The 22,219-nt window shown below is 61.0% G+C and carries 22 protein-coding genes, 1 riboswitch and 1 other annotated feature; of the genes, 5 read left to right on the top strand and 17 right to left on the bottom strand.

Annotated features, from left to right (window positions below; all coding sequences use genetic code 11):
* Positions 1 to 105 precede the first annotated feature (105 nt).
* The 11 genes from xerD to trxA form a co-directional block, all read right to left on the bottom strand.
* Complete coding sequence (gene xerD, locus IHN22_RS04305; RefSeq protein WP_191433681.1) at positions 106 to 984, bottom strand: site-specific tyrosine recombinase XerD; 879 nt, start codon at positions 982 to 984, stop codon at positions 106 to 108.
* Between the two features lie 25 nt (positions 985 to 1,009).
* Complete coding sequence (locus IHN22_RS04300; protein ID WP_242955425.1) at positions 1,010 to 1,651, bottom strand: stage II sporulation protein M; 642 nt, start codon at positions 1,649 to 1,651, stop codon at positions 1,010 to 1,012.
* 445 nt (positions 1,652 to 2,096) lie between these two features.
* On the bottom strand, positions 2,097 to 3,476 hold the full coding sequence (scfB, locus tag IHN22_RS04295; RefSeq protein ID WP_087389351.1) for a thioether cross-link-forming SCIFF peptide maturase: 1,380 nt from the start codon (positions 3,474 to 3,476) through the stop codon (positions 2,097 to 2,099).
* A 69-nt stretch (positions 3,477 to 3,545) separates the two neighbouring features.
* Positions 3,546 to 3,686 carry a six-cysteine ranthipeptide SCIFF gene (gene scfA / locus IHN22_RS04290; RefSeq protein WP_087188745.1) on the bottom strand — a complete coding sequence of 47 codons (141 nt, stop codon included), beginning with the start codon at positions 3,684 to 3,686 and terminating at the stop codon, positions 3,546 to 3,548.
* 58 nt (positions 3,687 to 3,744) lie between these two features.
* The gene (locus tag IHN22_RS04285) at positions 3,745 to 4,170 is read right to left on the bottom strand and encodes a TIGR04086 family membrane protein (protein WP_300985427.1); all 426 of its coding nucleotides are present in this window, start codon (positions 4,168 to 4,170) and stop codon (positions 3,745 to 3,747) included.
* Between the two features lie 60 nt (positions 4,171 to 4,230).
* Positions 4,231 to 4,536, bottom strand: a complete 306-nt coding sequence (gene yajC / locus IHN22_RS04280; RefSeq protein ID WP_300985425.1) for a preprotein translocase subunit YajC — start codon at positions 4,534 to 4,536, stop codon at positions 4,231 to 4,233.
* Positions 4,537 to 4,709: 173 nt separating this feature from the next.
* Positions 4,710 to 5,840, bottom strand: a complete 1,131-nt coding sequence (gene tgt, locus IHN22_RS04275) for a tRNA guanosine(34) transglycosylase Tgt (RefSeq protein WP_087188743.1) — start codon at positions 5,838 to 5,840, stop codon at positions 4,710 to 4,712.
* Positions 5,841 to 5,946: 106 nt separating this feature from the next.
* Positions 5,947 to 7,245 (bottom strand): cytochrome c biogenesis protein CcdA, encoded by a 1,299-nt coding sequence (locus tag IHN22_RS04270; protein ID WP_191433679.1) that lies wholly within the window; start codon positions 7,243 to 7,245, stop codon positions 5,947 to 5,949.
* Positions 7,242 to 7,676, bottom strand: a complete 435-nt coding sequence (locus IHN22_RS04265; protein WP_191433677.1) for an RrF2 family transcriptional regulator — start codon at positions 7,674 to 7,676, stop codon at positions 7,242 to 7,244. The genes IHN22_RS04270 and IHN22_RS04265 overlap by 4 nt, the downstream gene beginning before the upstream one ends.
* A 16-nt stretch (positions 7,677 to 7,692) precedes the next feature.
* Positions 7,693 to 8,610 (bottom strand): thioredoxin-disulfide reductase, encoded by a 918-nt coding sequence (gene trxB / locus IHN22_RS04260; protein ID WP_191433675.1) that lies wholly within the window; start codon positions 8,608 to 8,610, stop codon positions 7,693 to 7,695.
* A 15-nt stretch (positions 8,611 to 8,625) separates the two neighbouring features.
* Positions 8,626 to 8,940: a thioredoxin gene (trxA, locus tag IHN22_RS04255; RefSeq protein ID WP_087188739.1), complete on the bottom strand. Its 315-nt coding sequence runs from the start codon at positions 8,938 to 8,940 to the stop codon at positions 8,626 to 8,628.
* Between the two features lie 233 nt (positions 8,941 to 9,173).
* Here trxA and IHN22_RS04250 point away from each other — a divergent pair, with 233 nt between their 5' ends.
* Positions 9,174 to 10,025 carry a hypothetical protein gene (locus tag IHN22_RS04250; protein WP_191433673.1) on the top strand — a complete coding sequence of 284 codons (852 nt, stop codon included), beginning with the start codon at positions 9,174 to 9,176 and terminating at the stop codon, positions 10,023 to 10,025.
* Positions 10,026 to 10,082: 57 nt separating this feature from the next.
* On the top strand, positions 10,083 to 11,156 hold the full coding sequence (locus IHN22_RS04245) for a tetratricopeptide repeat-containing glycosyltransferase (RefSeq protein WP_191433671.1): 1,074 nt from the start codon (positions 10,083 to 10,085) through the stop codon (positions 11,154 to 11,156).
* Between the two features lie 41 nt (positions 11,157 to 11,197).
* Here IHN22_RS04245 and queA read toward each other — a convergent pair whose 3' ends face one another.
* A complete protein-coding gene (queA, locus tag IHN22_RS04240; protein WP_191433687.1) occupies positions 11,198 to 12,223 on the bottom strand; it encodes a tRNA preQ1(34) S-adenosylmethionine ribosyltransferase-isomerase QueA in 1,026 nt (341 codons plus the stop codon).
* On the bottom strand, positions 12,220 to 13,905 hold the full coding sequence (locus IHN22_RS04235) for a SpoIID/LytB domain-containing protein (protein WP_191433669.1): 1,686 nt from the start codon (positions 13,903 to 13,905) through the stop codon (positions 12,220 to 12,222). The genes queA and IHN22_RS04235 overlap by 4 nt, the downstream gene beginning before the upstream one ends.
* Before the next feature lie 98 nt (positions 13,906 to 14,003).
* A riboswitch (Lysine riboswitch) is annotated at positions 14,004 to 14,176 on the top strand.
* Positions 14,177 to 14,328: 152 nt separating this feature from the next.
* Here IHN22_RS04235 and asd point away from each other — a divergent pair.
* The 3 genes from asd to dapB are packed head-to-tail and all read left to right on the top strand — an operon-like array spanning position 14,329 to position 17,106.
* Entirely contained in the window at positions 14,329 to 15,414 is a 1,086-nt protein-coding gene (asd, locus tag IHN22_RS04230; protein ID WP_191433667.1) for an aspartate-semialdehyde dehydrogenase, read from the top strand.
* Between the two features lie 8 nt (positions 15,415 to 15,422).
* The gene (gene dapA, locus IHN22_RS04225; protein WP_087188057.1) at positions 15,423 to 16,316 is read left to right on the top strand and encodes a 4-hydroxy-tetrahydrodipicolinate synthase; all 894 of its coding nucleotides are present in this window, start codon (positions 15,423 to 15,425) and stop codon (positions 16,314 to 16,316) included.
* 22 nt (positions 16,317 to 16,338) lie between these two features.
* Positions 16,339 to 17,106, top strand: a complete 768-nt coding sequence (gene dapB / locus IHN22_RS04220; RefSeq protein ID WP_087188056.1) for a 4-hydroxy-tetrahydrodipicolinate reductase — start codon at positions 16,339 to 16,341, stop codon at positions 17,104 to 17,106.
* A gap of 34 nt (positions 17,107 to 17,140) precedes the next feature.
* Here dapB and IHN22_RS04215 read toward each other — a convergent pair whose 3' ends face one another.
* The 4 genes from IHN22_RS04215 to recN form a co-directional block, all read right to left on the bottom strand.
* A complete protein-coding gene (locus IHN22_RS04215) occupies positions 17,141 to 18,334 on the bottom strand; it encodes an AI-2E family transporter (RefSeq protein ID WP_242958856.1) in 1,194 nt (397 codons plus the stop codon).
* 149 nt (positions 18,335 to 18,483) lie between these two features.
* The gene (tyrS, locus tag IHN22_RS04210) at positions 18,484 to 19,713 is read right to left on the bottom strand and encodes a tyrosine--tRNA ligase (protein WP_191433665.1); all 1,230 of its coding nucleotides are present in this window, start codon (positions 19,711 to 19,713) and stop codon (positions 18,484 to 18,486) included.
* 32 nt (positions 19,714 to 19,745) lie between these two features.
* Positions 19,746 to 20,033 carry a zinc ribbon domain-containing protein gene (locus IHN22_RS04205; RefSeq protein ID WP_191433663.1) on the bottom strand — a complete coding sequence of 96 codons (288 nt, stop codon included), beginning with the start codon at positions 20,031 to 20,033 and terminating at the stop codon, positions 19,746 to 19,748.
* A 40-nt stretch (positions 20,034 to 20,073) separates the two neighbouring features.
* Positions 20,074 to 20,316: a binding site (T-box leader), on the bottom strand.
* Positions 20,317 to 20,382: 66 nt separating this feature from the next.
* A complete protein-coding gene (gene recN / locus IHN22_RS04200) occupies positions 20,383 to 22,080 on the bottom strand; it encodes a DNA repair protein RecN (RefSeq protein ID WP_191433661.1) in 1,698 nt (565 codons plus the stop codon).
* Positions 22,081 to 22,219: the final 139 nt, after the last annotated feature.

Raw genomic sequence — 22,219 nt, 5'->3', positions numbered from 1 at the left:
AAAGGGACGGATTCCCACGAAAAACGGCCGCCCGGTGGGCGGCCGTTTTTCTCGGAATGACGGGTCTTTGTACGAGCTGCACATTTTGCAACAGGCCCTGGCTGTTTACGCTCTTGGATGGGCTTTGTTGTACACGTCCTTCAGCTTCTGGCTCACCACCTGGGTGTAGATCTGGGTGGAGGAGATATCGGCGTGGCCCAGCATCTCCTGAATGGAGTGGAGGTCGGCGCCGTTTTCCAGCAGATGGGCGGCAAAGGAGTGGCGGAGGGTATGGGGGGTGATGTCCTTCTGAATGCCCGCCTTCTCCTGATAGTGCTTGATGATCTTCCAGAACCCCTGGCGGCTCATCCGCTCCCCGCTCATGTTGACGAAGAGGGCCTTCTCGTCGGGGTGCTCCACCATCTGGGGCCGGACCCGGTCCAGATAGTTCTGCAGGGCCCGCACCGCCGCCTGGTACAGGGGGATGATCCGCTCTTTCCCCCGGTTGGCGCACCGGATGAACCCGGCAGACAGGTTGATGTTGTCCAGATTCAGGCCGATGAGCTCGCTGACCCGGATGCCGGTGGCGTAGAGCAGCTCCAGCATGGCCTTGTCCCGGCAGCCCTTGGCGTCGGATGGGTCCGGCTGCTCCAGAAAGAGCTCTACTTCCCGGGAGGTAAGGATGTGGGGCAGCTTGCGCTCTACCTTGGTCTGGGACAGACCCCGGGCGGGGTTTTCGCCGATCTGGCCGATCTCCATCATCCAGGAATAGAAGGACTTGAGGGAGGCCTGGCTCCGGGTCACGGTGGCAGCAGACTTGCCCCGTGCAGTCATGCTGCGGGTATAGGCCTCCACATCGGCGTGGAGGGCCTGGGTGGGAGAGATCCCCTCCTCCCCCAGCCAGTCCAGGTATTGGCGCACATCACGCAGATAGGAACTCAGCGTATTGGGGGACGCCTTTTTTTCTTCGGTCAGAAATCGTTCGTATCCACTGAGATATTCCATCCATCCAACACCTTCCTGTTTCTCTCTATCGGTTCAAAAGAGCGCCTGCCGCGCCGGAAAGCAGAGCGGGCACCACAGTCCGCTCCAGCAGAATACACACACAAACAGCGCCGAGACACAGCGCACATCGGACCAGACAGTCCCGGCCCCACAGAACCCTGCCCTTTCCCTCTCCCCGGACCCGGGCGGCCAGGGCGCGGGCGGACAGGATACTCTGTACCCCCAGCACGAAGAGAGCAGGCAGAGACAGCACCCCGCCGACGCCAAACACCAGGCTGGCCAGCAGCCAGCCGGCGCCGCCGAAGGCCCGCACAAAGGAGGCGATGGAAAAGGCCAGCAAAAATCCCCGCAGGGCGAAGAGCACCGGCAGGCCCAGCACACCCAGCGCAGTGAATCCCAGTAGCAGGGCGAAGAGGGGCCAGCGCAGCGTGTCCCAAATCTGAGCCCACAGCGCGGGAACATCTACGGCACCCTCCTGTGCGGCCAGCAGAAAGGCCTCCAGATACTGATTCAGGCTGGCTTCACCAGCGCCGCCCACCTGGGCGGCCAACAGACAGCCTGTCAGCCCACCGGCCAAAAAGCAGGCCGACAGGATGATCAGTGCCGGGACGATCCCGTCCCTGGGCACATTCCAGGCGGCCACAATGGTCCTGCGCAAAGGCTTCACCTCCCAACAGAAGCCTATGCGCCAGACTGGTAAATCAGACCTGCCTGTTTATTTCTTGGTATAATCATAGCTTAACACGGAGCATCGTGCAAGGTGCGGCAAGAAAAAAAGTCATTTTTGTCGATTATGCCGAATACTTATGTAAAGTTTATTATGTCTACCGACGTACCAGTCAGCACGGCAGAGCCCGACAACGGCCCCTTCTCCCCCTGATTTTTCTAGGAAAATGAGCTTTTTTTACGACAAGTAAAATCCCTTGTCGCCTCGTTTTGTCAGCCCCTCCCCTGTGCGGAACGGTCTATCGGCCAGGGGTTGCTCTCGATTGGCACTCATCCCGGTAAAACAGAGAAAAGCCCTGCCACTCAAGAGTTTCCGCCTTGAACAGCAGGGCTTTTTGCGCTGATTACATCGATTACAGATAGTATAATTACGTTTTGTATACCCCTTAATCGGCCATACCGGCATCGATGGCCTTGAGGGCGATGGCGCACTCCAGACGCTTGCGCTCCAGCTCACAGCCCACCTTGTGGGGATGCTTTATGTCGCCGCCGACAAGCAGGTTGGAGGCAGAGCAGCCGCCGGAGCAATAGAACCGGGCCCAGCAGTGGGCGCACTCCTCCCGGGTGTAGACGTTAAGACCGGCAAACCGGCTGGACAGGCTGTTGTCGAAAGTGCCGTCCTTCACGCTGCCCAGCTTGTAGTCCTCGTTGCCCACGAACTGATGACAGGGGTAGATGTCGCCGTCAGGGGTGATGGCCACATACTCGCAGCCGGCGCCGCAGCCCCGCAGCCGCTTGATGACGCAGGGGCCCTGCTGAAGGTCCACGTTGAAGTGGAAGAAGTTGGTCTCCCGGTGGTCCTTCAGATACTCAGCCAGCTTCTCATACTCCGCCTTCAGCTCAGGCAGATCGGACTCCTGAATGGCGTAGGGGTCGGTCTCCTTCCCTACCACCGGCTCCACGGACACGTTCTTGCCGATGGCGGCCAGCTCCTTCACGTCCTCGGCGAAGTCCTTGTGGAACCGGGTGAAGGTGCCCCGCAGATAGTAGTCCTTGGTGCCCCGTCCGGCGATGAGCTTCTTGAACTTGGGCACGATGACATCATAGGAGCCCTTGCCGTTGATGGTGGGCCGCAGATCGTCGTTGACCTCCTTGCGGCCGTCCAGGGACAGCACCGCGTTGGACATCTCCCGGTTGATGTACTCGATGTTCTCGTCGTTCAGCAGTACGCCATTGGTTGTAATGGTAAAGCGGAAGCACTTGCCATGCTCCTGCTCGATGGAGCGGGCATATTCCACGGTGGCCTTGACAGTATCCATGGCCATGAGGGGCTCGCCGCCGAAGAAGTCCACCTCAATGTTGCGGCGGTTGCCCGACTTGGCAATGACGAAATCGATGGCCTTTTTGGCGGTTTCGATGTCCATGGTCATGCGCTTGCCGGTACCGAAGTCGCCGGTGGAGGCGAAGCAGTACTTGCACCGCAGGTTGCAGTCGTGGGAGACGTGGAGGCACAGGGCCTTCACCAGGGCCTGCTGCTGCATGGAGGCGGCCTTGTCCCGATCGATGTAGTCGTCGGCCTCGAAGAGCAGGCCCTCCTTTTTCAGCTCCCGCAGCTCCTCCCAGGCCTCGGCCAGGGCGGCGGGATCATACTGAGGCAGGGCAGCGGCCAAAGCCTCGGGCAGGGCCCCATCCAGGCTCTCCCCGTTCTCCTCCCGCTCCGCCAGAGCGGTGAGCAGGTCGTGGGTCAGCTCGTCCAGCACATGGACGGCGCCGCTGTTCACGTCAACGGCGATGCGTACGCCGAGACACTGAAAGGTATGTACCATAAATTTTTGTTCCTTCCTCAGGGCATGGAAAAGGGTGGGCCTACACGCCCACCCTTGCCCTGTTGTTTGTTACCGGTTCTCGCACTTCTGGTTGGCCACGGTGCAAGAGGTCTTACAGGCGGACTGGCAGGAGGTCTGGCACTCGCCGCAGCCGCCGTGGGCGGCGCTCTTCTTCAGAGTAGCGCCGTTGAGCGTCTTGATATGCTTCATTCTGATTTCCCTCCCAAATAGAGACTTTAGATCATTATACCATAGGGTCTTTCCAATTTCAACGCTTTCTGCGTTTTTTCCGCTTGCTCCCTCGATTGCCGCTCCCCAGCAGACCAGCAGCGGCCCCGCCGCACAGGGACCCGCACAGCAGGCCGATGCCCCCCGACTCCAGAGATACATCCCGGAAGCACAGGGCTCCCAGGGTGAGCACCAGCAGAAAGAGCACCCCTCCGGTGAGCAGTCCGGCGGCCAATCCCCCGCCGCAGCGGCTCACCGCCAGCAGGGCGCCGCAGAAACCGCCCAGCACACACCCCACGATGGTGATCTGATACGTCAGGTCCATGTCCAGCAGACCGCCGGAGATGGCAGCCGACGCTCCCAGCAGGAACAGCATACACACGCCCAGGGCCAGCAGCCCGCCCAGCAGGATACCCAGCGCGCAGCGCAGCAGCTTGGCGCCCTGGTCCTCCTCCTTTTTACCCATAAAAACACCCTCCCTTACCACAGGTTCCTGATGAAACCTATGCCGGGAGGGCGTTTCTTATTACTTCTTGTCCTTGGCGTCCTTGGTCTCGCCGGGGCCTTCCTCAGTAGTCTGAGTGCCGCGGGTGGACACAGCCCACTTGGTGAACTCCATGCGCACGCGATCAGAGCTGGTCTCGATCACGATGGTGTTCTCCTTCACCGCGCAGATGGTACCTACGATGCCGCCGATGGTGGTGATCTGGTCACCCACGGACAGCTCGGAACGCATCTTGGCAGCAGCCTTCTTCTTCTTGTTCTCAGGACGGATCAGCAGGAAATAAAACACCGCGATGAGCAGTACCAGCGGGATAATCATGCTCAACATACTACCTGCCCCACCAGCATCAGTGCCGGTGCTGGACAACATCGCGTTGGTGATCTGTGCTGTCAATACAATCCCCTCCGATTTCAACTTTGACGCCATGCGTCATCAGTGGAACATTATAAAACGATTTGCAAGTTTTGACAAGTGTTTTTCGCCATGATTCACAATTTGTTTTAGATTCGTCCGGCCAACTTCTCGGAATATTCCGCCCGGAAGGCCGTGAATTGACCGGCATCCAGAGCATCCCGGATGCGCTGAGCCAGTTTATTATAGAAATACAGGTTATGCATAACGGCCAGGCGCATGGCCAGCATCTCGTCCGCCACGAAGAGGTGGCGCAGATAGGCCCGGGAGAAATTCCGGCACACCGGACAGTCGCAGTCGGGATCGATGGGCCGCTCATCGGTCTTGTACTTCTCGTTGCGGATGTTCATGGCTCCCGACCAGGTGAACAGTTTGGCGTGGCGGGCGTTGCGGGCGGGCATGACGCAGTCGAAGAAGTCCACGCCCCGGGCCACACCCTCAATGATGTTGGAGGGGGTGCCCACGCCCATGAGATATCGGGGCTTGTCCGCCGGCATATGGGGCTCCACCGCGTCGATGATGTCGTACATCACCTGGGTGGGCTCCCCCACCGCCAGGCCGCCGATGGCATAACCCTCGCAGTCGATCTTGGCGGTCTCCTTCATGTGCCACACCCGCAGATCGGGGAAGGTGGCGCCCTGGTTGATGCCGAAGAGCATCTGATGGGGATTCACCGTGTCGGGCAGCGCATTGAGCCGGTCATGTTCTACCTTGCACCGCTGGAGCCAGCGCAGGGTGCGCTCACAGGAGGCCTTGGCGTACTCGTAGGTGGCCGGATTCTCCACGCACTCGTCGAAGGCCATGGCAATGTCGCTGCCCAGGTTGGACTGGATCTGCATGGACTCCTCAGGGCCCATGAAAATGCGGCGGCCGTCGATGTGGGAGGCAAAGGTGACCCCCTCCTCCTTGATCTTCCGCAGGCCGGACAGAGAGAATACCTGGAACCCGCCGGAGTCGGTGAGGATGGGCCCGTCCCACCGCATGAACTTGTGGAGGCCTCCCATCTGGCGCACCACCTGGTCGCCGGGACGCAGGTGGAGGTGATAGGTGTTGGACAGCTCCACCTGGCAGCCGATGTCCTTCAGGTCAAAGGCAGACAGAGCCCCCTTGATGGCGCCCTGGGTACCTACATTCATAAAAACCGGCGTCTGTACCGTGCCGTGGGCGCAGGTAAAGACGCCCCGGCGGGCCTTGCCCTCGGTTTTGATCACTTCAAACACAATAAAACCCCTTTATTTTGCAAGTGTTACTATCATACCAGAAAGCGGAGGAAATGACAACGCCTCAAAACTAGAAAGAGCGGCGCATAGCGCCGCTCTTCCCTATTTACTGTACGCTGTCCATGGTCTGCTGCACCACCGACTCCATGATGGACGCCGTCATGGCTCCCGGCACATAGCCGTACACGTTGCCGTTGACGTCGATCATAAAGGTGGTGGGAAAGGCGGAAATGCCGTAATAGGCCAAGGTCATGCCGGTGGTATCCATAAGCACCGGGAAGGTGTAGCCGTTGTCCTCCAGGAATTGCTCGATCTCCTCCTGAGACACGTCCTGTCCGCCGGGATTGGCCACCGCCAGCACCACCAGATCCTCGCTGTTTTCTCCATAACTCTCATACAGCTTCTGGATGTCTGGCATTTCGCTCTTGCAGGGGCCGCACCAGGTGGCCCAGAAGTTGAGAAACACCGTCTTGCCCTGATAGTCGGACAGAGTGTGGGTGTTGCCGTACTGATCGGTGAGGGTAAAGTCGGGGGCGGCAATCTCAGGCTTGGGCGTAGGCTCAGCCGACGGCTCAGGAGTGGCGCTCTCTGCAGGCTCCGGGGTCTGGGTGGCCTCCGGCGTGGGAGAGACGCTTTCGCTCTGGGTAGGCGTCTCGGTTACGCCGGTCCCTCCCCCAATGCCGGACAGATAGCCAGTGATGCCATTCATAAAGCCGGTGAAAGTCATAATACCCATGAGGATGAGCAGGGCCGCCCCCACCTTGCCGGTATACTTGACCACCTTCTGATGGGTCTTGAAGAAATTGAGCACCGTACCAGTAAAGATGCCCACCGCCAGGAATGGGATCACAAAGCCGGCGGTGTAAACGGCGATGAGCAAAAAGCCCTTGCCGGCGCTTGCGGCGGAAGAGGCCATCAGCAGCACGCTGCCCAGAGTGGGGCCCACGCAGGGAGTCCAGGCAAAGCTGAAGGTGAAGCCCAGCACCAGGGCCACCAGGGGGTTCATGGCCCACTTGTCCAGTCGGAAGGGCAGCCGGTGCTCGGTCTCCAGCGCGGCGGCCTTGCCGAAGAAGCCGAACTGATAGACACCAAAGAGGATCATAATGATGCCGCTGATGCGGGCAAAGAGGGTCTGATTGCCGCTGAAGAAGCGGCCTGCGGCGGTAAAGCCCAGCCCCAGCACAAAGAAGGCGAAGCTGACACCCACCACAAAGAACAGGGTGTTGATCAGCACCTTGCCACGGGGATAGCGGATATTGCCTTTCTCGTCCACCGTCCGGGCTCCTCCCGCCAAATAACCCACATACAGAGGCACCAGCGGGAGTACGCAGGGCGAAAAGAAGCTGAGCAGGCCCTGGATAAAGACGGTGAGCACCGGTACGCCGGTCTCAAGCTGCAAATTCATAGGGGTTCTCCTTTTTGTATGGATTCCAGCTGCCCCTCCAAGTCGGAGAGGCGGAGCTGGGCCAGCCGCGCCTTGCAGCGCCGGTCCAGATCGTCAAACAGGTGGTCCATCACCCCGGCCATACCCGAGGCCACCATACAGCCGCAGTCCACGCCTCCGCCGCTGTGCCAGGCGGGCTCTACGAACCGCACCTCCAGGGCGTCGGCCACCGTGTCCAGGGTCACTTTCTCCGGATCAGCCACCATCTGATAGCCGCCGTCGGTGCCGGTGCGGGTGGTCACCAGCCCCACCTTTTTCAGCTTGGCCATCACCTTGCGGACCCGGGCCGGGTTGGTGCAGATGTTGGCCGCCAGCTCTTCGCTGGAGAGCAGACATCCCCGCTTATCCAGATAGATCAGGGCGTGGACCGCCACACAGAACAGGCCGTTCATGGAATGGGATTCTCCTTTACACGCGTTTCAGCAGATAGTCCTCCGCCCAGTGGGCGGCGTTGGCGCCGTCGGCGGCGGCGGTGATGACCTGCCGCAGAGCCTTGGTACGCACGTCTCCGGCGGCAAACACACCGGGCACGCTGGTGCGGCAGCTCTCGTCTGCCACCAGATAACCCGCCTGATCGGTCTCCACCTGTCCGGCAAAGAGGGCGGTATCGGGCACCCGGCCCACCGCCACAAAGAGGCCGTCGCAGGCCAGCTCGCTTTTCTCGCCAGTGACCACATTTTCCAGCTCGATACCTGTCAGGCGTTTTTCCTTGCGCAGGTCTGTCACACGGGTGTTCCAGAGGATTTCCACCCCGGCCTCCTCCAGGGCCTTGTGGTACACCGCCGAAGCCCGCAGGCTGTCCCGCCGGTGGATGAGATAGACCTTCTTGCACAGCTTGGACAGGTAGAGGGCGTCCTCCACAGCGGTGTTGCCACCGCCGTTTACTGCAACCACCTTGCCCCGGTACATCATTCCGTCGCAGGCGGCGCAGTAGGCGACCCCTCTCCCCCGCACCTCGCTCTCGCCGGGGAGGCCCAGCTCCCGGGGGTAGGCTCCGGTGGCCAGGATTACCGCGTCGGCGGTCAGGTCCCCCTCGCTGGTGTGGAGCACCTTGGGAACAGCAGTTAAGTCAGCCCCGGTGACCTCGGCGTATACGGTTTCCGCCCCGTACTTCCGGGCCTGCTGCTCCATCTTCTCCCCCAGCTCGAAGCCGTCCACCCCATCGGGGAAGCCGGGATAGTTGTCGATCACTGAGGTGGTGGCCATCTGGCCGCCGGGAGACAGCTTCTCCACCACCGCCGTCTTGCGGCCGCTGCGGGCGGCATACAGGGCCGCCGTATAGCCGGCGGGGCCGCCCCCTACGACGAGGATTTCATACTGCGCCATACCGTCCGCCTCCTTTTACAGTCCCATCCAGTCGATGATCTGAGCCTTGGAACCGGGGTTCACAATGGGCTCCCCCGTCTCCCCGTTCTTGAAGAGGAACAGGGTGGGAATGACCTCCACCTCAAACTGCTCCTCCAGTTCCGGCTCCTCGTCAATGTTGATCTTGCCTACCACCAGCTGGCCGTCAAACTGCTGGGCGATCTGGTCCAGCACCGGGCTGATCCGGCGGCAGTAGCCGCACCAGGGGGCCCAGAAGTCCACCAGCACCGGCTTGTCGGAATGAAGCACTACTTCTTCAAAATTGGCTTTGGTAATGGTAATGGGAGTCATATCCATCGTCCTTTCTGTTCCGAATAGCAGGCAATCGCCTGACTGTATGATATGCTTTTAACTGTAACTTTATTTGTTTCATTTCTATACTGTAACTATACCAGTTACAGTTAGTCTTGTCAACCCCTTTTCCTACTTTTTTGCTGGGCGTTCCAGCGGCGCACCTCCCGGCGGGCAATCGCATAGGCTGTCATGTGGCACAGCCACAAGCCAAGCGGATAAAGGAGTACAATATGAACCACTATCTTCCCTCTGATCGGGAGTGGAAACGGAAACAGGAAGGTGGGGCCTGCTGCTGTCCGCCAGGCTGCTGCCCGCCGCCCTGTCCCCCTCCCTGCCCCGTGCCTGGTCCCACCGGACCTACCGGGGCTACCGGTCCCACTGGTGCTACCGGGCCTGCCGGTTCCGGCGCCGCCGGTGCTACCGGCCCTACTGGACCCACCGGGCCTACCGGACCTGCCACCCCCGGACCCACCGGACCCACCGGCGCGGCAGGTGTGACCGGCCCCACTGGCCCCCAGGGTATTCCCGGACCTGACGGCGCAACCGGACCTACCGGACCTCAGGGTATCCCCGGCCCCGATGGCGCTACCGGTCCTACTGGCCCCACCGGACCTGCCGGTACCGCGGGTACTGCCGGTGCAACTGGACCTACCGGACCCACTGGTCCTACCGGTGCCGCAGGCACCGACGGTGCAACCGGACCTACCGGACCCACCGGCCCTGCCGGTACTGCGGGTACTGTCGGTGCAACTGGACCTACCGGACCCACTGGTCCTACCGGTGCCGCAGGCACTGACGGTGCAACCGGACCTACCGGACCCACCGGCCCTGCCGGTACTGCGGGCACTGCCGGTGCTACCGGACCTACCGGCCCCACCGGACCCACCGGCCCTGCCGGTACCGCGGGCACTGCTGGCGCTACTGGTCCTACTGGCCCCACCGGGCCTACCGGCCCTGCCGGTGAGACCAACGCCGCCGCCGCGGTCACCACCCTGCAAACCAGTGCCAGCCTGACCGACGCTATCAACGCCATCAACCAGATTATCCAGAATCTGAAGGCCGCCGGCCTGATGGAAACCTGATCCTGCGGGAGGGGGGCAGTCTGCCCCCCTCTCCTTCTGTGGAAGGAGAAGGCGCTTATGAAAATTGTAGTCTATGCCATCTGCAAGAATGAGGCCCAGTTTGTGGACCGTTGGATGGACTCCATGTCGGAGGCCGATCAGGTGGTGGTGCTGGACACCGGCTCCACCGACGACACCGTGGCCCGCTTGGAGGCCCGAAGAGCCGTTGTCACCGTGGAGACCATTTCTCCCTGGCGGTTTGACACTGCCCGCAACCGCTCTCTGGACCTGGTGGATGAGGACGCCGATATCTGCGTATGTACCGACCTGGACGAGGTGTTCCATCCCGGCTGGCGGGCTGCTCTGGAGTCGGCCTGGACGCCCGGCACAGGTCAGGCCCGGTACCGCTACACCTGGTCCTTCCGGCCCGACGGGGCCGAGGGCGTGGTGTTCTGGTACGAGAAGATCCACCGCCGCCACGGTTACCGGTGGGTCCATCCGGTTCATGAGATCCTGCGCTGGGAGGGGCCCGGTCAGCCCGGCCCCATGGTAACAGCGCTGGGGGTGCAGCTGGACCACCACCCGGATCCCTCCAAATCCCGGGGCCAGTACCTCCCCCTGCTGGAACTATCGGTAAAGGAGGAACCGGAAGACGACCGCAACGCCCACTACCTGGGCCGGGAGTACTTTTTCCATAGCCGGTGGGACGACTGCATTGTCACCCTCAAGCGGCACCTGTCCATGCCCACCGCCACCTGGAAGGATGAGCGGGCAGCCTCCATGCGGTACATTGCCAAGTCCTACATACAAAAGGGGGACCCCGCCCAAGCAAGAAGCTGGTTTTTCCGTGCCGCCGCTGAGGCCCCCCATTTGCGGGAGCCCTGGATGGATCTGGCCACCCTTTGCTACCAGCAGGAGAACTGGGACGGGGTGCTGTATTTTACCGGTGTCGCTTTGGCCATCACCGTCCGGCCCGATACCTACATCTGTGAAGCCGAGTCCTGGGGGCCGCTCCCCCACGACCTGCGCTGTCAGGCCTATTTCCGCACCGGCCGCATCGGTCCGGCCCTGGAGGAGGCCCAAAAGGCCCTGGTCCTCTCCCCTACCGATCCCCGTCTGGCAGGCAACGTGGAGGTACTGAGAAGGATGTAAAAAAGGCCTGCCGTTTTACTACGGCAGGCCTTTTGGTTGTTTCAGCAGATAAACATGGCGTCTCCGAAGGAGAAGAAGCGGTATTTCTGCTCCACCGCCTCCTTGTAGGCGGCCAGGATGCGCTCCCGGCCTGCCAGGGCGGACACCAGCATGATGAGGGTGGATTCCGGCAGATGGAAGTTGGTGATGAGGCAGTCCAGCGCCTTGAATTTGTAGCCCGGATAGATGAAGATATTGGTCCACCCGGCGCTCTCCTTCAGAGTTCCGTCCTCTGCCGCCCAGCTCTCAATGGTGCGGCAGGAGGTGGTGCCCACGCAGATTACCCGGCCTCCCTCGGCTCTGGTCCGGTTGATGGTCTCGGCGGTCCCGGCAGAGATCATGCAGTACTCGGAGTGCATCTCGTGGTCCAGGATATCCTCCTCCTTCACCGGGCGGAAGGTGCCCAGGCCCACATGGAGGGTCACATAGGCCAGACGCGCCCCCATGTCCTCCACCCGCTTGAGCAGTTCCTTGGTGAAGTGGAGACCGGCGGTGGGTGCTGCGGCGGAACCCACCTCCCGGGAGTAGACGGTCTGATACCGCTCCGGGTCCTGAAGTTCGGCTTTAATATAGGGAGGCAGAGGCATCTTGCCCAGCTGCTCCAGCTTTTCCAGGAAAATGCCCTCATAGTCGAAGCGGACCAGCCGGTTGCCGCCCTCCAGCACCTCGGTGACCTCGGCGGTGAGCTGGCCCTCGCCGAAGGACACCTTCGTACCCGGACGCATCTTACGGCCGGGCCGCACCAGGCACTCCCAGGTCTTGTTGCCCCGGTCGATGAGCAGCAGCACCTCCACCGCGCCCCCGCCGGGCTCCCGATGGCCGATAAGCCGGGCGGGCAGCACCCGGGAGTCGTTGAGCACCAGGCAGTCTTCCGGTCTCAGCAGAGTGGGCAGATCGAAAAAGTGCATATGCTTCGTTTCGCCGGTATGCTTGTCCAGCACCAGCAGCCGGGAGGAGTCCCGCTTTTCCAGAGGAGTCTGAGCGATCAGCTCCTCCGGCAGGTAAAAGTCAAAATCAGACGTCTTTATGGCTTGCGCACCTCTATTCCAGTATAGTAGAAGGTCAGGATATCCTGATAAGTATAGCCCTGCTGGGCCATGGCATAAGCGCCCCACTGGCTCATGCCCACGTTGTGGCCCCAGCCGGAGCCGGTGATGGTGAACACGGTGGAGCTGTCCCCGCCGCTGCCGCCGGAGGGCGCGGCCTGGGTTACCTGGCCGCTGCCGTCGATGATGTACACATCGCCGCTCAGCTTGGAGGTGGAACCGCTGCCGTCGATGGCATAGGCCCCGTCCAGGCTGCCGAGGGTACCATTTCCGTTCACCGTGTAGCTCCCTCCCCCGCCGGACGAGCTGCTGCCGGCGGAGCTGGACACGGTGTAATGGATGGACCGCAGCCCCAGGAAGGTGCGGCAGTCGTCCCGGATCTTGCTCCAGCTCTTGCCGGAGGAGTCGGTGAAGGTGATCTCAATGGCATTGCCGGTGGGGCTGGTCTTGGTGACCTTGAAGTCCACGATGCCCGAGTTGGTATAGCCCTTGGAATTGAGCAGGTCGGTGAGCTCCTGGGCGGTGTAGGTCACCGTCCAGTTGTAGTTGGGGACCTTGCTGGCCACCGACGCCTCATAGGGGTCGTACTTGCCGATGAGGTAGGCCACGTTGCTCCCCCACACATTGACGGCGCTCTCGGTGGCGCCGCCGTCGTGGGAGGAATACACCGCGTCGATGAGGGAGCCGTTGTACCAGGCGTATTCGCCGTAGGTCTCCTCCACCGCCTTGCTGCTGTTGGCCGTCACCGCGTCCATACCCAGGTATACCTGGCAGCAGGTGGAGTTGCAGATGTCGAAGCCCTGGCTCTTGTGCTTGCTGGCGGTGTAGTTGCGGTAAGCGTAGGTACGGGCGCTCACCGCCTGGGCTTTCAGTGCCTCTGTGGGCCAGGAGGAGCTCATCTCCCGGACAATGACTCCCTGTACATAGTCCTCCAAGCCGATGACGTTGCTCACCGTCAGGTTGCCGCCGCTCACCCGCTGATACTGGAAGCCGCCGTAATAGGTACAGCCCCGGAAGATGGTCTCGGTCTTAACGCTGTCGTCCAGGCCGGGCTTGATGCCCAGGCACTTGGAGGCGCTGTCAAACTGGAAGAGGATCTGGCTGGTGCCCGTCTTGACCACCGACACCCCGGCGCTGGAGGTACCAACCACCTCGGCGTCCCCAAGGCCAAGGCTGGTCTGGGCGGCCTGGGCAGATTCCTTGTCCAGGTAGGCCCCCACTCTTGCCTGCCACGTCCCGTCGATCCAGGCCACGAAGCCGCCGGAACAGGCGTAGGCCGCAGCGGCAGCCTCGTCGTAGGAGCTGTAGCTGCCGGGCAGCTTCAAATGCCAGCAGCCCACGGCGATATTGGAGGTAATGGTGTCGTAATAGCCGCTCCATGTCCCCACCTTGCCGTAGTAGACATTCTGGGTTTTGACCACCGAGATGGCGGTCTCACTGGTGGCGGCCAGCTGCTGAAACACCCGGTTGTCGTCATAATAGCCCAGCCGGTACCCGCTGCCCACATCGTTGAGCAGGTTGGCGCCGGGCAGAGCGTTGGAGCCGTAAAAGATACCCACTTTAATGGTGGGGTCCACCGCCACCGAGGCGGCGGAGGCCGGCGCCTGGCTCAGTGGAAGGGCAATGGCCAGGGCCAGGGCTGCAATCTGCACAATTTTTTTCATCTTTCCTGTTTTCATTTGGCGGAAATCCCATCTCGCTTTCGTTGACACTTTGCCGGAACTTGTGATACAATTTTGCAAACTAAATAGCGAAATTGCATTTGCAGGATAGAGGCGCGGCTCTTCAAGAGTAGCGTGGTGAGGGTGCCGGGCCCGGTGAACCGCGTGAAAGGGGAGGCCGCCGAAGGGACGCTCCCGGTGGTGCGTTTGCCTGGTCGCCCGGATAAGATCCGTTCGACTGTCGCCGCACACGCGGCGGAGTGCTGTCTGCTTTTGTCTGGTATGGTCGGGGACGCACTGTCCCTGTCATTATAGTACAAAATCAGCAGTTCTGTAAACTGCTGATTTTCTTTTTCTTTTCGCTATGAGTTTCCGGTCTGAGACAGGCCGGTGTTGGAATAAACTTTGAGCAACGGAGGTATGGTCATGGAAAAATACAAAGTAGGCGTCATCGGCGGCACCGGTATGGTGGGCCAGCGTTTTGTTTCCCTGCTGGAGAATCACCCCTGGTTCCAGCTCACTGTCATTGCGGCCAGCAGCCGCTCCGCCGGCAAGACCTATGAGGAAGCCATCGGCTCCCGCTGGGCTCTGGAGAATCCCATGCCCGAAGAGGCCAAAAAGATGGTGGTCATGAACGCCCAGGCCGATATCGAGGCCATTGCCTCCCAGGTGGATTTTGTCTTTTCCGCCGTGGATATGAAGAAGGAAGAGATTCAGGCTCTGGAGGAGGCTTACGCCAAGCACGAGTGCCCCGTGGTCTCCAACAACTCCGCTCACCGCTGGACGCCCGACGTGCCCATGGTGGTGCCGGAGATCAATCACGAGCATATCAAAGTCATCGAGGCCCAGCGAAAGCGACTGGGGGTGGAGCGCGGGTTCATTGCCGTTAAGTCCAACTGCTCCCTCCAGAGCTATGTTCCCGCCCTGCACCCCCTGCGCGGCTTCGGCCTGAACCAGGTGCTGGTCTGCACCTATCAGGCTATTTCCGGCGCGGGCAAAACCTTCGACACCTGGCCTGAGATGGTGGACAATGTGATCCCCTACATCGGCGGCGAGGAGGAGAAGAGCGAGCAGGAGCCCCTGAAGCTGTGGGGCAAGGTGGAGAACGGGGTCATCGTCAACGCCCAGTCCCCCGCCATCACCGCCCAGTGTCTGCGGGTGCCCGCGTCCAACGGCCATATGGCCGCTGTGTTCGCACGCTTTGAGAACAAACCCTCTATGGAGGAGATCAAAGAGATCTGGGCAAATTACAAGGGCCGTGCCCAGGAGCTGGCCCTGCCCTCCGCTCCCAAGCAGTTCCTGCACTACTTTGAGGAGCCCGACCGTCCTCAGACCCGGCTGGACCGGATGACCGAGGGCGGTATGGCGGTCTGCATTGGCCGTCTGCGTCCCGACACGCAGTACGACTATAAGTTTGTCTGCCTGTCCCACAATACCCTTCGCGGCGCCGCGGGCGGCGCAGTCCTTCTTGCCGAACTTCTGTGCGCGGAGGGTTACATTTCAAGGAGGTAACCCTAATTATGAGAGAGCCTGTTTTTACCGGAGCCTGTTCCGCCATCATCACCCCGTTTGACCACAGCGGCGCCATCAACTACGATCAGTTCGGGAAAATCATCGACGAGCAGATCGAGCGGGGCCTGGACGCCATCTGCGTCTGCGGCACCACCGGAGAGTGTTCCACCCTGACCATCCGGGAGCACATTGCCGCCGTGGAATACTGTGTCAAGCGGGTGAACGGCCGGGTCAAGGTCATTGCCGGCGCGGGCAGCAACGATACTTCCGCCGCCGTCTACCTGTCCCAGCACGCCCAGGACTCCGGTGCCGACGCCCTGCTGCACGTCACCCCCTACTACAACAAGGCGTCCCAGACCGGCCTCATCAAGCACTACGAATACATTGCCGACCGGGTGGATCTGCCCATTATCCTCTATAATGTGCCCTCCCGCACCGGCGTTTCCTTTACCGCCGAGACCTACAAGGTGCTCTCCCAGCACCCCAACATCAACGGCGTCAAGGAGGCCAGCGGCAACTTCTCTCTGCTGGCTCACACCCTGGCCATCTGCGGCGACGACTTCTATGTCTGGTCGGGCAACGACGACCAAGTGGTCCCCATGATGAGCCTGGGCGCCAAGGGCGTGATCTCGGTGGTGGCCAACATCGCCCCCGAGGTCATGATCCAGATGACCCACCTGTGCCTGGAGGGCAAGTTTGACCAGGCCGCCGCCCTTCAGCTGGGCTACATGGACTTTATCGACGCCCTCTTCCTGGAGGTCAACCCCATTCCCATCAAGGCTGCCATGAATCTGGCGGGCTACGACATCGGCTCCCTCCGCCTGCCTCTGTGCGATATGAGCGACGGACCGCTGGAGACCCTCCGTCAGTCTATGGTCAAGGTGGGACTGCTCTCCGCCTGAGCACCGGGAAAGGATGTTGGAAATGCTTCGTTTGATCCTCTCCGGCTGCAACGGCCGGATGGGCCGGGCAGTGGAGCACCTGTGCGCCGCCCAGCCCGACCTGGAAATCGCCGCCGGATTTGACCTGCTGGGGACTGGCGACCGGGACTTCCCCGTGTTCTCCTCCCCCGCTGAGTTCCAGGGGCAGGCTGATGCCCTCATCGACTTCTCCTCCCCTGCCGCCCTGCCCGCTCTGCTGGACTTCTGTTTGCAGCGGAACATCCCGGCAGTGCTGGCCACCACCGGCTACTCGGAGGAGCAGCTGGCCGCCATCGACCAGGCGGCGCGGGTCATCCCCGTGTTCCGCTCCGCCAATATGTCCCTGGGAGTCAATGTGCTGCTGGCCCTGGTACGCCAGGCCACCGCGGCTCTGGGGACGGACTACGATATCGAAATCGTGGAAAAACACCATAATAAAAAGGTGGACGCCCCCAGCGGCACCGCCCTCATGCTGGCCGACGCGGCGGCATCCGCTCTTCCCTACCAGCCCGACTATGTGTGCGACCGCCACAGCGTCCGCAAGGCCAGAGACAAGGAGGAGATCGGCATCTGCTCTGTTCGCGGCGGCGGCATCGTGGGAGATCACGACGTGATCTTTGCCGGTGAGAATGAGGTCATCACCCTGAGCCACTCCGCTATGAGCCGAGAGGTCTTTGCCTCCGGCGCCATCCGGGCGGCCCGATTTCTCGCCGGTGTGGAGACCCCTGGTCTCTACTCCATGACTGATCTGGTCCAGGCCACCCTTTCCTAACAGCAAAAAAGACCGCCCAATGGGCGGTCTTTTTTCATTCTTTGTCCGGCGGCGTTTGGGGCTGCTCCTCCAGGGGCTTACCGTTGCCGTCGATTTTTTTTGCCTTGAGACGCTTGTTGACCCACTCCCGGACCAAAGCATAGAGCACAGCAAAGGTAGGCACGCCCAGGATCATGCCGGGGAACCCGAACAGGCCGCCGCAGGTGACAATGGAGATGAGCACCCAGATGGCGGACAGGCCGGTGCTGTCGCCCAGGATCTTGGGCCCCAGGATGTTGCCGTCAAACTGCTGCAATCCGATGACCAGGGCAAAGAACCGCAGGGCGGCCCAGGGGTCCACGATCACCAGAATAAACAGACAGGGAATGGCGCCGATGATGGGGCCAAAGAAGGGGATCACATTGGTGACGCCCACGGTGACGCTGACCAGCATGGGGTACGGGATCCTGAAAATGGCGCACAGGATGAAGCAGAGCACGCCGATGATGGCGGAATCGATGATCTTGCCGTTGATAAAGCCCACGAACACCCGGTTGGCCTGACCGCATACCCCCAGCAGCCAGTCGGACCGGCGCTTGGACACGGTGGCATAGAGGAGCTTTTTCAGCTGGGGTACCAGCCGGTCCTTCCCCGCCAGCATATAGATGGAGGAAATCAGAGCGGTGATGCCCGCAATCACGCCGCTGCCGATGGCAAAGCCCACATCCAGCAGCTGGGGCAGGGCCTCCGCCGCTTTTGCGGTCATGTTGCTGATCATGTTCTGGAAGTTACCGAACATATCGTTGATGGCGTCGGCATCCAGATCAAATTGCTCGGTCAGATCCTGCACCAGCTGATCCAGGCTGGTCAGGTAGGTCTGCATATTGCCCGCCAGGTCCTTGACGCTCTGTACCACCTGAGGCACGATGAGCCCCAGCAGAATGGCCACCACCGCAAAGGCCAGCACATAGACCAGCAAAATGGACAACGCACGCTTAAACCGGTGGTTGGGAAAGAGTTTTCGCTCAAAAAAGCACATGGGGGTATTGAGCAGATAGGCAATGGCAAAGCCCACGATAAACGGGGACAACACCCCCATAAACTGGTTGATTCGGACAGTTACTACGCTGAAATGGTTCAATCCCACATAGAACAGGATGGCAACGATGAGCACAATGAGCAGCTGCACATGGCTGCCATCCAGGATGTACCATTTCTTCTTGTTCTTCGGGTCCTCTTTTTCCGGCACAGTGCCTTCCTCCTTTGCAGCCGCCACACACATTGCCGGGGCGGTAAGCCTTCCAACAGGTTTATTGTATCATGCCTGTTTGTCGCCTGCAACCAAAGTCAGGTAAAATTAAGAAAGGGGCTGCTCCACTGACGGCAGCCCCGAAACACTCAGCCCTGCAGAGAGGCCCGGTGGAAGACCTTCTTGCCCTTCTTGATCATGACACCGTCGCCGGAGAGCTGATCGGCAGTGACGGCAGTGTATACGTCCGTTACCTTCTGGCCGTCCAGCTCCACGCCGCCCTGCTCGATGAGGCGGCGGGCCTCCTTCTTGGAGGGTGCCAGCTTACAGGCCAGCATCAGGTCCAGGATACCGATGGCGCCGTCGGTGAGCGCGCCGGCCTCCAGGGCGGTGGAGGGCACGTTGCTCATATCGCCGCCGCCCACGAAGAGGGCCTTGGCAGCATCCTGGGCCTTCTTGGCCTCCTCCTCACCGTGGACCAGCTTGGTCAGCTCAAAGGCCAGGATCTCCTTGGCGGTGTTGAGCTGGCTGCCCTCCCACTTGTCCATCTCGTCGATCTGCTCCAGAGGCAGGAAGGTGAGCATCCGCAGGCACTTGAGCACATCGCCGTCGCCCACGTTGCGCCAGTACTGGTAGAACTCATAGGGGCTGGTCTTGTTGGGGTCCAGCCACACGGCGCCCTTGGCAGTCTTACCCATCTTCTTGCCCTCGGAGTTGAGCAGCAGGGTGATGGTCATGGCGTGGGCGTCCTTGCCCAGCTTGCGGCGGATCAGCTCGGTGCCGCCCAGCATGTTGGACCACTGGTCGTCGCCGCCGAACTGCATATTGCAGCCGTAGTGCTGGAACAGATGGTAGAAGTCGTAGGACTGCATGATCATGTAGTTGAACTCCAGGAAGGAGAGGCCCTTCTCCATGCGCTGCTTGTAGCACTCAGCCCGCAGCATATTGTTGACGGAGAAGCAGGCACCCACCTCACGGAGCAGCTCAATGTAGTTGAGCTTGAGGAGCCACTCGGCGTTGTTCACCATCTGGGCCTTGCCCTCGCCGAACTCGATGAACCGCTCCATCTGCTTCTTAAAGCAGTCACAGTTGTGCTGGATGGTCTCCGGGGTCATCATGTTGCGCATATCGGTACGGCCGGAGGGGTCACCGATGTAGCCGGTGCCGCCGCCGATGAGGGCGATAGGACGGTTGCCCGCCATCTGGAGCCGCTTCATCAGGCACAGAGCCATGAAGTGACCCACATGGAGGGAGTCGGCGGTAGGGTCAAAGCCGATGTAAAAGACGGCCTTGCCCTCGTTGATCATCTTGGAGATCTCCTCCTCGTTGGTGACCTGGGCAATGAGGCCACGGGCCTTCAGTTCTTCGTAACAAGTCATGTTCATTCTCCTTTATCTCAATGGTGTCGTCATCAGTATAACCGCTTTCCGCAGTGGGGACACTTGGCGTCGTCCATGTCGTGGAGGATTCCGCAGTGGGGGCAGGGCACCTGCGCGATGGTGGCCTCCTCTTCCGGTGGCTCCACCGCGTAGAACTCCAATTTTTTGCAATCCCGGCAGCAATAGATATCTACGGTAAGAGCGCCAGACAAAAGGTGCCCCCAGGAGCCGGTAAGCCAACCGAACTTCCCCAGCTGGATCTTTTCCTGGCCGATATGGACCATCTCCCCGCCGCAGCGGGTACAGACATTCCGATCCACAAAATCCCCCTTTTATGCAAAAAGCCCTCTGTCCGTTCGGACAGAGGGCGTAAAAACGCGGTACCACCTCTGATTCGCCGTTTTCTCGCAAAAACGGCCTCATGCCGTGCCAACACACGGCGGCGCGATAACGGGCGCACCCGACACGGCCCTACTGGGGGTCTCCCCTGTTCAGGCGGCTGCTCCAGAGTGTATTTCCCAGCCTGTCCCCTCCCCCTCTCACCAAACCGGGGGCTCTCTGGGCGGGACGAGGGTTGGTACTTCTCCCTGTCATCGCAGTGTCATATTGATGAGGATTATAATCGCTCTTGCTCCGTTTGTCAAGCAGAAAAGGGGTACTCAACAAAATCTAGCTTTTGTGTAGTTTCTTGTAGGCCTCCGCACTGTCCAGCAGCTCCCCGGCGGCGCCAAGGGTGGCGTCGGTGATGTGCTCGCCGGAGGTGAGCCGGGCCAGCTCCTCGCACCGGCGCTGACGGGTCAGCCGCTCCACCTGGGTGTAGGTACGGCCGCCCCGCTCCCCCTTCTCTACTGAGAAGTGGACGTCGGCCATAGCTGCCAGCTGAGGCAGATGGGTGACGCACAGTACCTGCTTGGCGTGGGCCACATCGGCCAGCTTTTCCGCCACCTTCTGGGCCGCCCGGCCGGACACGCCGGTATCCACCTCGTCAAAGACCATAGTGCCCACCTGATCGTTTTCCGCCAGCACGTTTTTCAGGGCCAGCATGATGCGGGCCAGCTCACCGCCGGAGGCGATCTTCTGGATGGGCTTCAGGTCCTCGCCCACATTGGCGGACATGAGAAACTGCACTTCGTCTATGCCGGTGTCGTCCATAGCGAACTCCCCCGGCTTGGGTCCAAACTCCACCTGGAACCGGACCTTGGGCATATCCAGCTGGGCCAATTCACTCTGAATCCGCTGTTCCAGCGCCTTGGCCGCCTTCTTTCGGGTCTGGCTAAGGGTCTCAGCCGCCTTTCGGGCATCAGCCAGGGCCTTGGACTGCTCCTTCTCCAGCCGGGCAATGGTATCAGTGGAGAACTGGATCTCGTCCAGTTCCTTTTTGCAGCGGTCCAGATAGTCCAGCATCTCGTCCACCGAATCGCCGTACTTCTTCTTCAGCCGGTGGAGTACGTCCAACCGGCTCTCGATCTGGTCCAGCTCCCCCGGTTCAAAGTCAAAGGCGTCCCGCAGATCCCGGATCTGCTCGGCAATGTCGTCGGCGGCGCAGCGGAGTTCCACCAGCTTTTCCAACAGCTCGGCGGCCTGGGTGCTGATGCGGCCGGCGGCATGAAGAGACTGCTCCGCCTCCCCCAGCAGGGCAGCGGCTCCTTCCCGTTCATCATCACCGGACAGGGCCAGATGAGCCCCTTCCACGCTCTCCATCAGCTTGCCGGCATTGCGCAGCAAATCCCGCCGCTCCGTCAGCTCCTCTTCTTCCCCGCTCCGCAGCTCGGCCCGCTCCAGTTCGCCGATCTGAAATTCCAGGCTGTCAATGCGCCGGGCCTTCTCCGCCTCGTCCATCCGGAGGGATGAGATCTCCCGGCGGATGGCGGCCAGTTTGTCATAACAGATCCGGTAGGCCGCCAGTTCTTCCCCGGTGGCGCCAAAGCCATCCAGATAATCCAGGTGACACCGCTCGTCCAGCAGCTGCTGGCCGTCGTGCTGGCCGTGGATATTGAGCAGTAGGCGGCCCAGCTGCCGCAGCTGGGAGACGGTGATGAGCCGGCCATTGATGCGGCAGATGTTCTTCCCGTCGGGCTGGATCTCCCGCTGGATGAGCAGATTGCCCTCCTCGTCGGGGCCTACGCCGTTCTCCCGGAACCAGTCCAGCTCTGGCAGGCCGGTAAACACCGCGTTGACCAGGGAGGACTTTGCCCCGGTACGGATCAGATCCCGGCTGGTGCGCTCCCCGATGATGGCCCCGATGGCATCCACCACAATGGACTTGCCCGCGCCGGTCTCGCCGGTGAGGACGTTAAAGCCCTTGTCAAACTGGATGTCCGCCGTCTGGATCACCGCAATATTTTCAATGTGCAGCAAAGAAAGCATATAGGCCACCACCCTAGAAAGGCACGTTGATTAAAAAAGCCTCGCAGAGTTGCGCCGCCCGCAGGCGGCGCAATAAAATCGAAAACCGTTTTTGGCTGCGACATGCGCGTAGCCAAAAACACTTCTCAGACCGCAAGTG

It is taken from the genome of Flavonifractor sp. An112, assembly GCF_904377885.1.
GTDB lineage: Bacteria > Bacillota > Clostridia > Oscillospirales > Oscillospiraceae > Flavonifractor > Flavonifractor avicola.
The sequence above is the reverse complement of the archived record's forward strand: the minus strand, read 5'-3'. Positions and strand labels throughout refer to the sequence as shown.

Excerpts from the sequence above, each read along its gene's own strand:
- dapA (WP_087188057.1), top strand. The coding sequence starts at position 15,423 with ATGAGAGAGCCTGTTTTTACCGGAGCCTGTTCCGCCATCATCACCCCG.
- trxA (WP_087188739.1), bottom strand. The coding sequence starts at position 8,940 with ATGACTCCCATTACCATTACCAAAGCCAATTTTGAAGAAGTAGTGCTT.
- IHN22_RS04250 (WP_191433673.1), top strand. The coding sequence starts at position 9,174 with ATGAACCACTATCTTCCCTCTGATCGGGAGTGGAAACGGAAACAGGAA.
- scfA (WP_087188745.1), bottom strand. The coding sequence starts at position 3,686 with ATGAAGCATATCAAGACGCTCAACGGCGCTACTCTGAAGAAGAGCGCC.
- IHN22_RS04285 (WP_300985427.1), bottom strand. The coding sequence starts at position 4,170 with ATGGGTAAAAAGGAGGAGGACCAGGGCGCCAAGCTGCTGCGCTGCGCG.
- tyrS (WP_191433665.1), bottom strand. The coding sequence starts at position 19,713 with ATGACTTGTTACGAAGAACTGAAGGCCCGTGGCCTCATTGCCCAGGTC.
- xerD (WP_191433681.1), bottom strand. The coding sequence starts at position 984 with ATGGAATATCTCAGTGGATACGAACGATTTCTGACCGAAGAAAAAAAG.
- yajC (WP_300985425.1), bottom strand. The coding sequence starts at position 4,536 with ATGTTGAGCATGATTATCCCGCTGGTACTGCTCATCGCGGTGTTTTAT.
- IHN22_RS04265 (WP_191433677.1), bottom strand. The coding sequence starts at position 7,676 with ATGAACGGCCTGTTCTGTGTGGCGGTCCACGCCCTGATCTATCTGGAT.
- IHN22_RS04270 (WP_191433679.1), bottom strand. The coding sequence starts at position 7,245 with ATGAATTTGCAGCTTGAGACCGGCGTACCGGTGCTCACCGTCTTTATC.
- dapB (WP_087188056.1), top strand. The coding sequence starts at position 16,339 with ATGCTTCGTTTGATCCTCTCCGGCTGCAACGGCCGGATGGGCCGGGCA.
- IHN22_RS04235 (WP_191433669.1), bottom strand. The coding sequence starts at position 13,905 with ATGAAAAAAATTGTGCAGATTGCAGCCCTGGCCCTGGCCATTGCCCTT.
- IHN22_RS04245 (WP_191433671.1), top strand. The coding sequence starts at position 10,083 with ATGAAAATTGTAGTCTATGCCATCTGCAAGAATGAGGCCCAGTTTGTG.
- trxB (WP_191433675.1), bottom strand. The coding sequence starts at position 8,610 with ATGGCGCAGTATGAAATCCTCGTCGTAGGGGGCGGCCCCGCCGGCTAT.
- scfB (WP_087389351.1), bottom strand. The coding sequence starts at position 3,476 with ATGGTACATACCTTTCAGTGTCTCGGCGTACGCATCGCCGTTGACGTG.
- recN (WP_191433661.1), bottom strand. The coding sequence starts at position 22,080 with ATGCTTTCTTTGCTGCACATTGAAAATATTGCGGTGATCCAGACGGCG.
- asd (WP_191433667.1), top strand. The coding sequence starts at position 14,329 with ATGGAAAAATACAAAGTAGGCGTCATCGGCGGCACCGGTATGGTGGGC.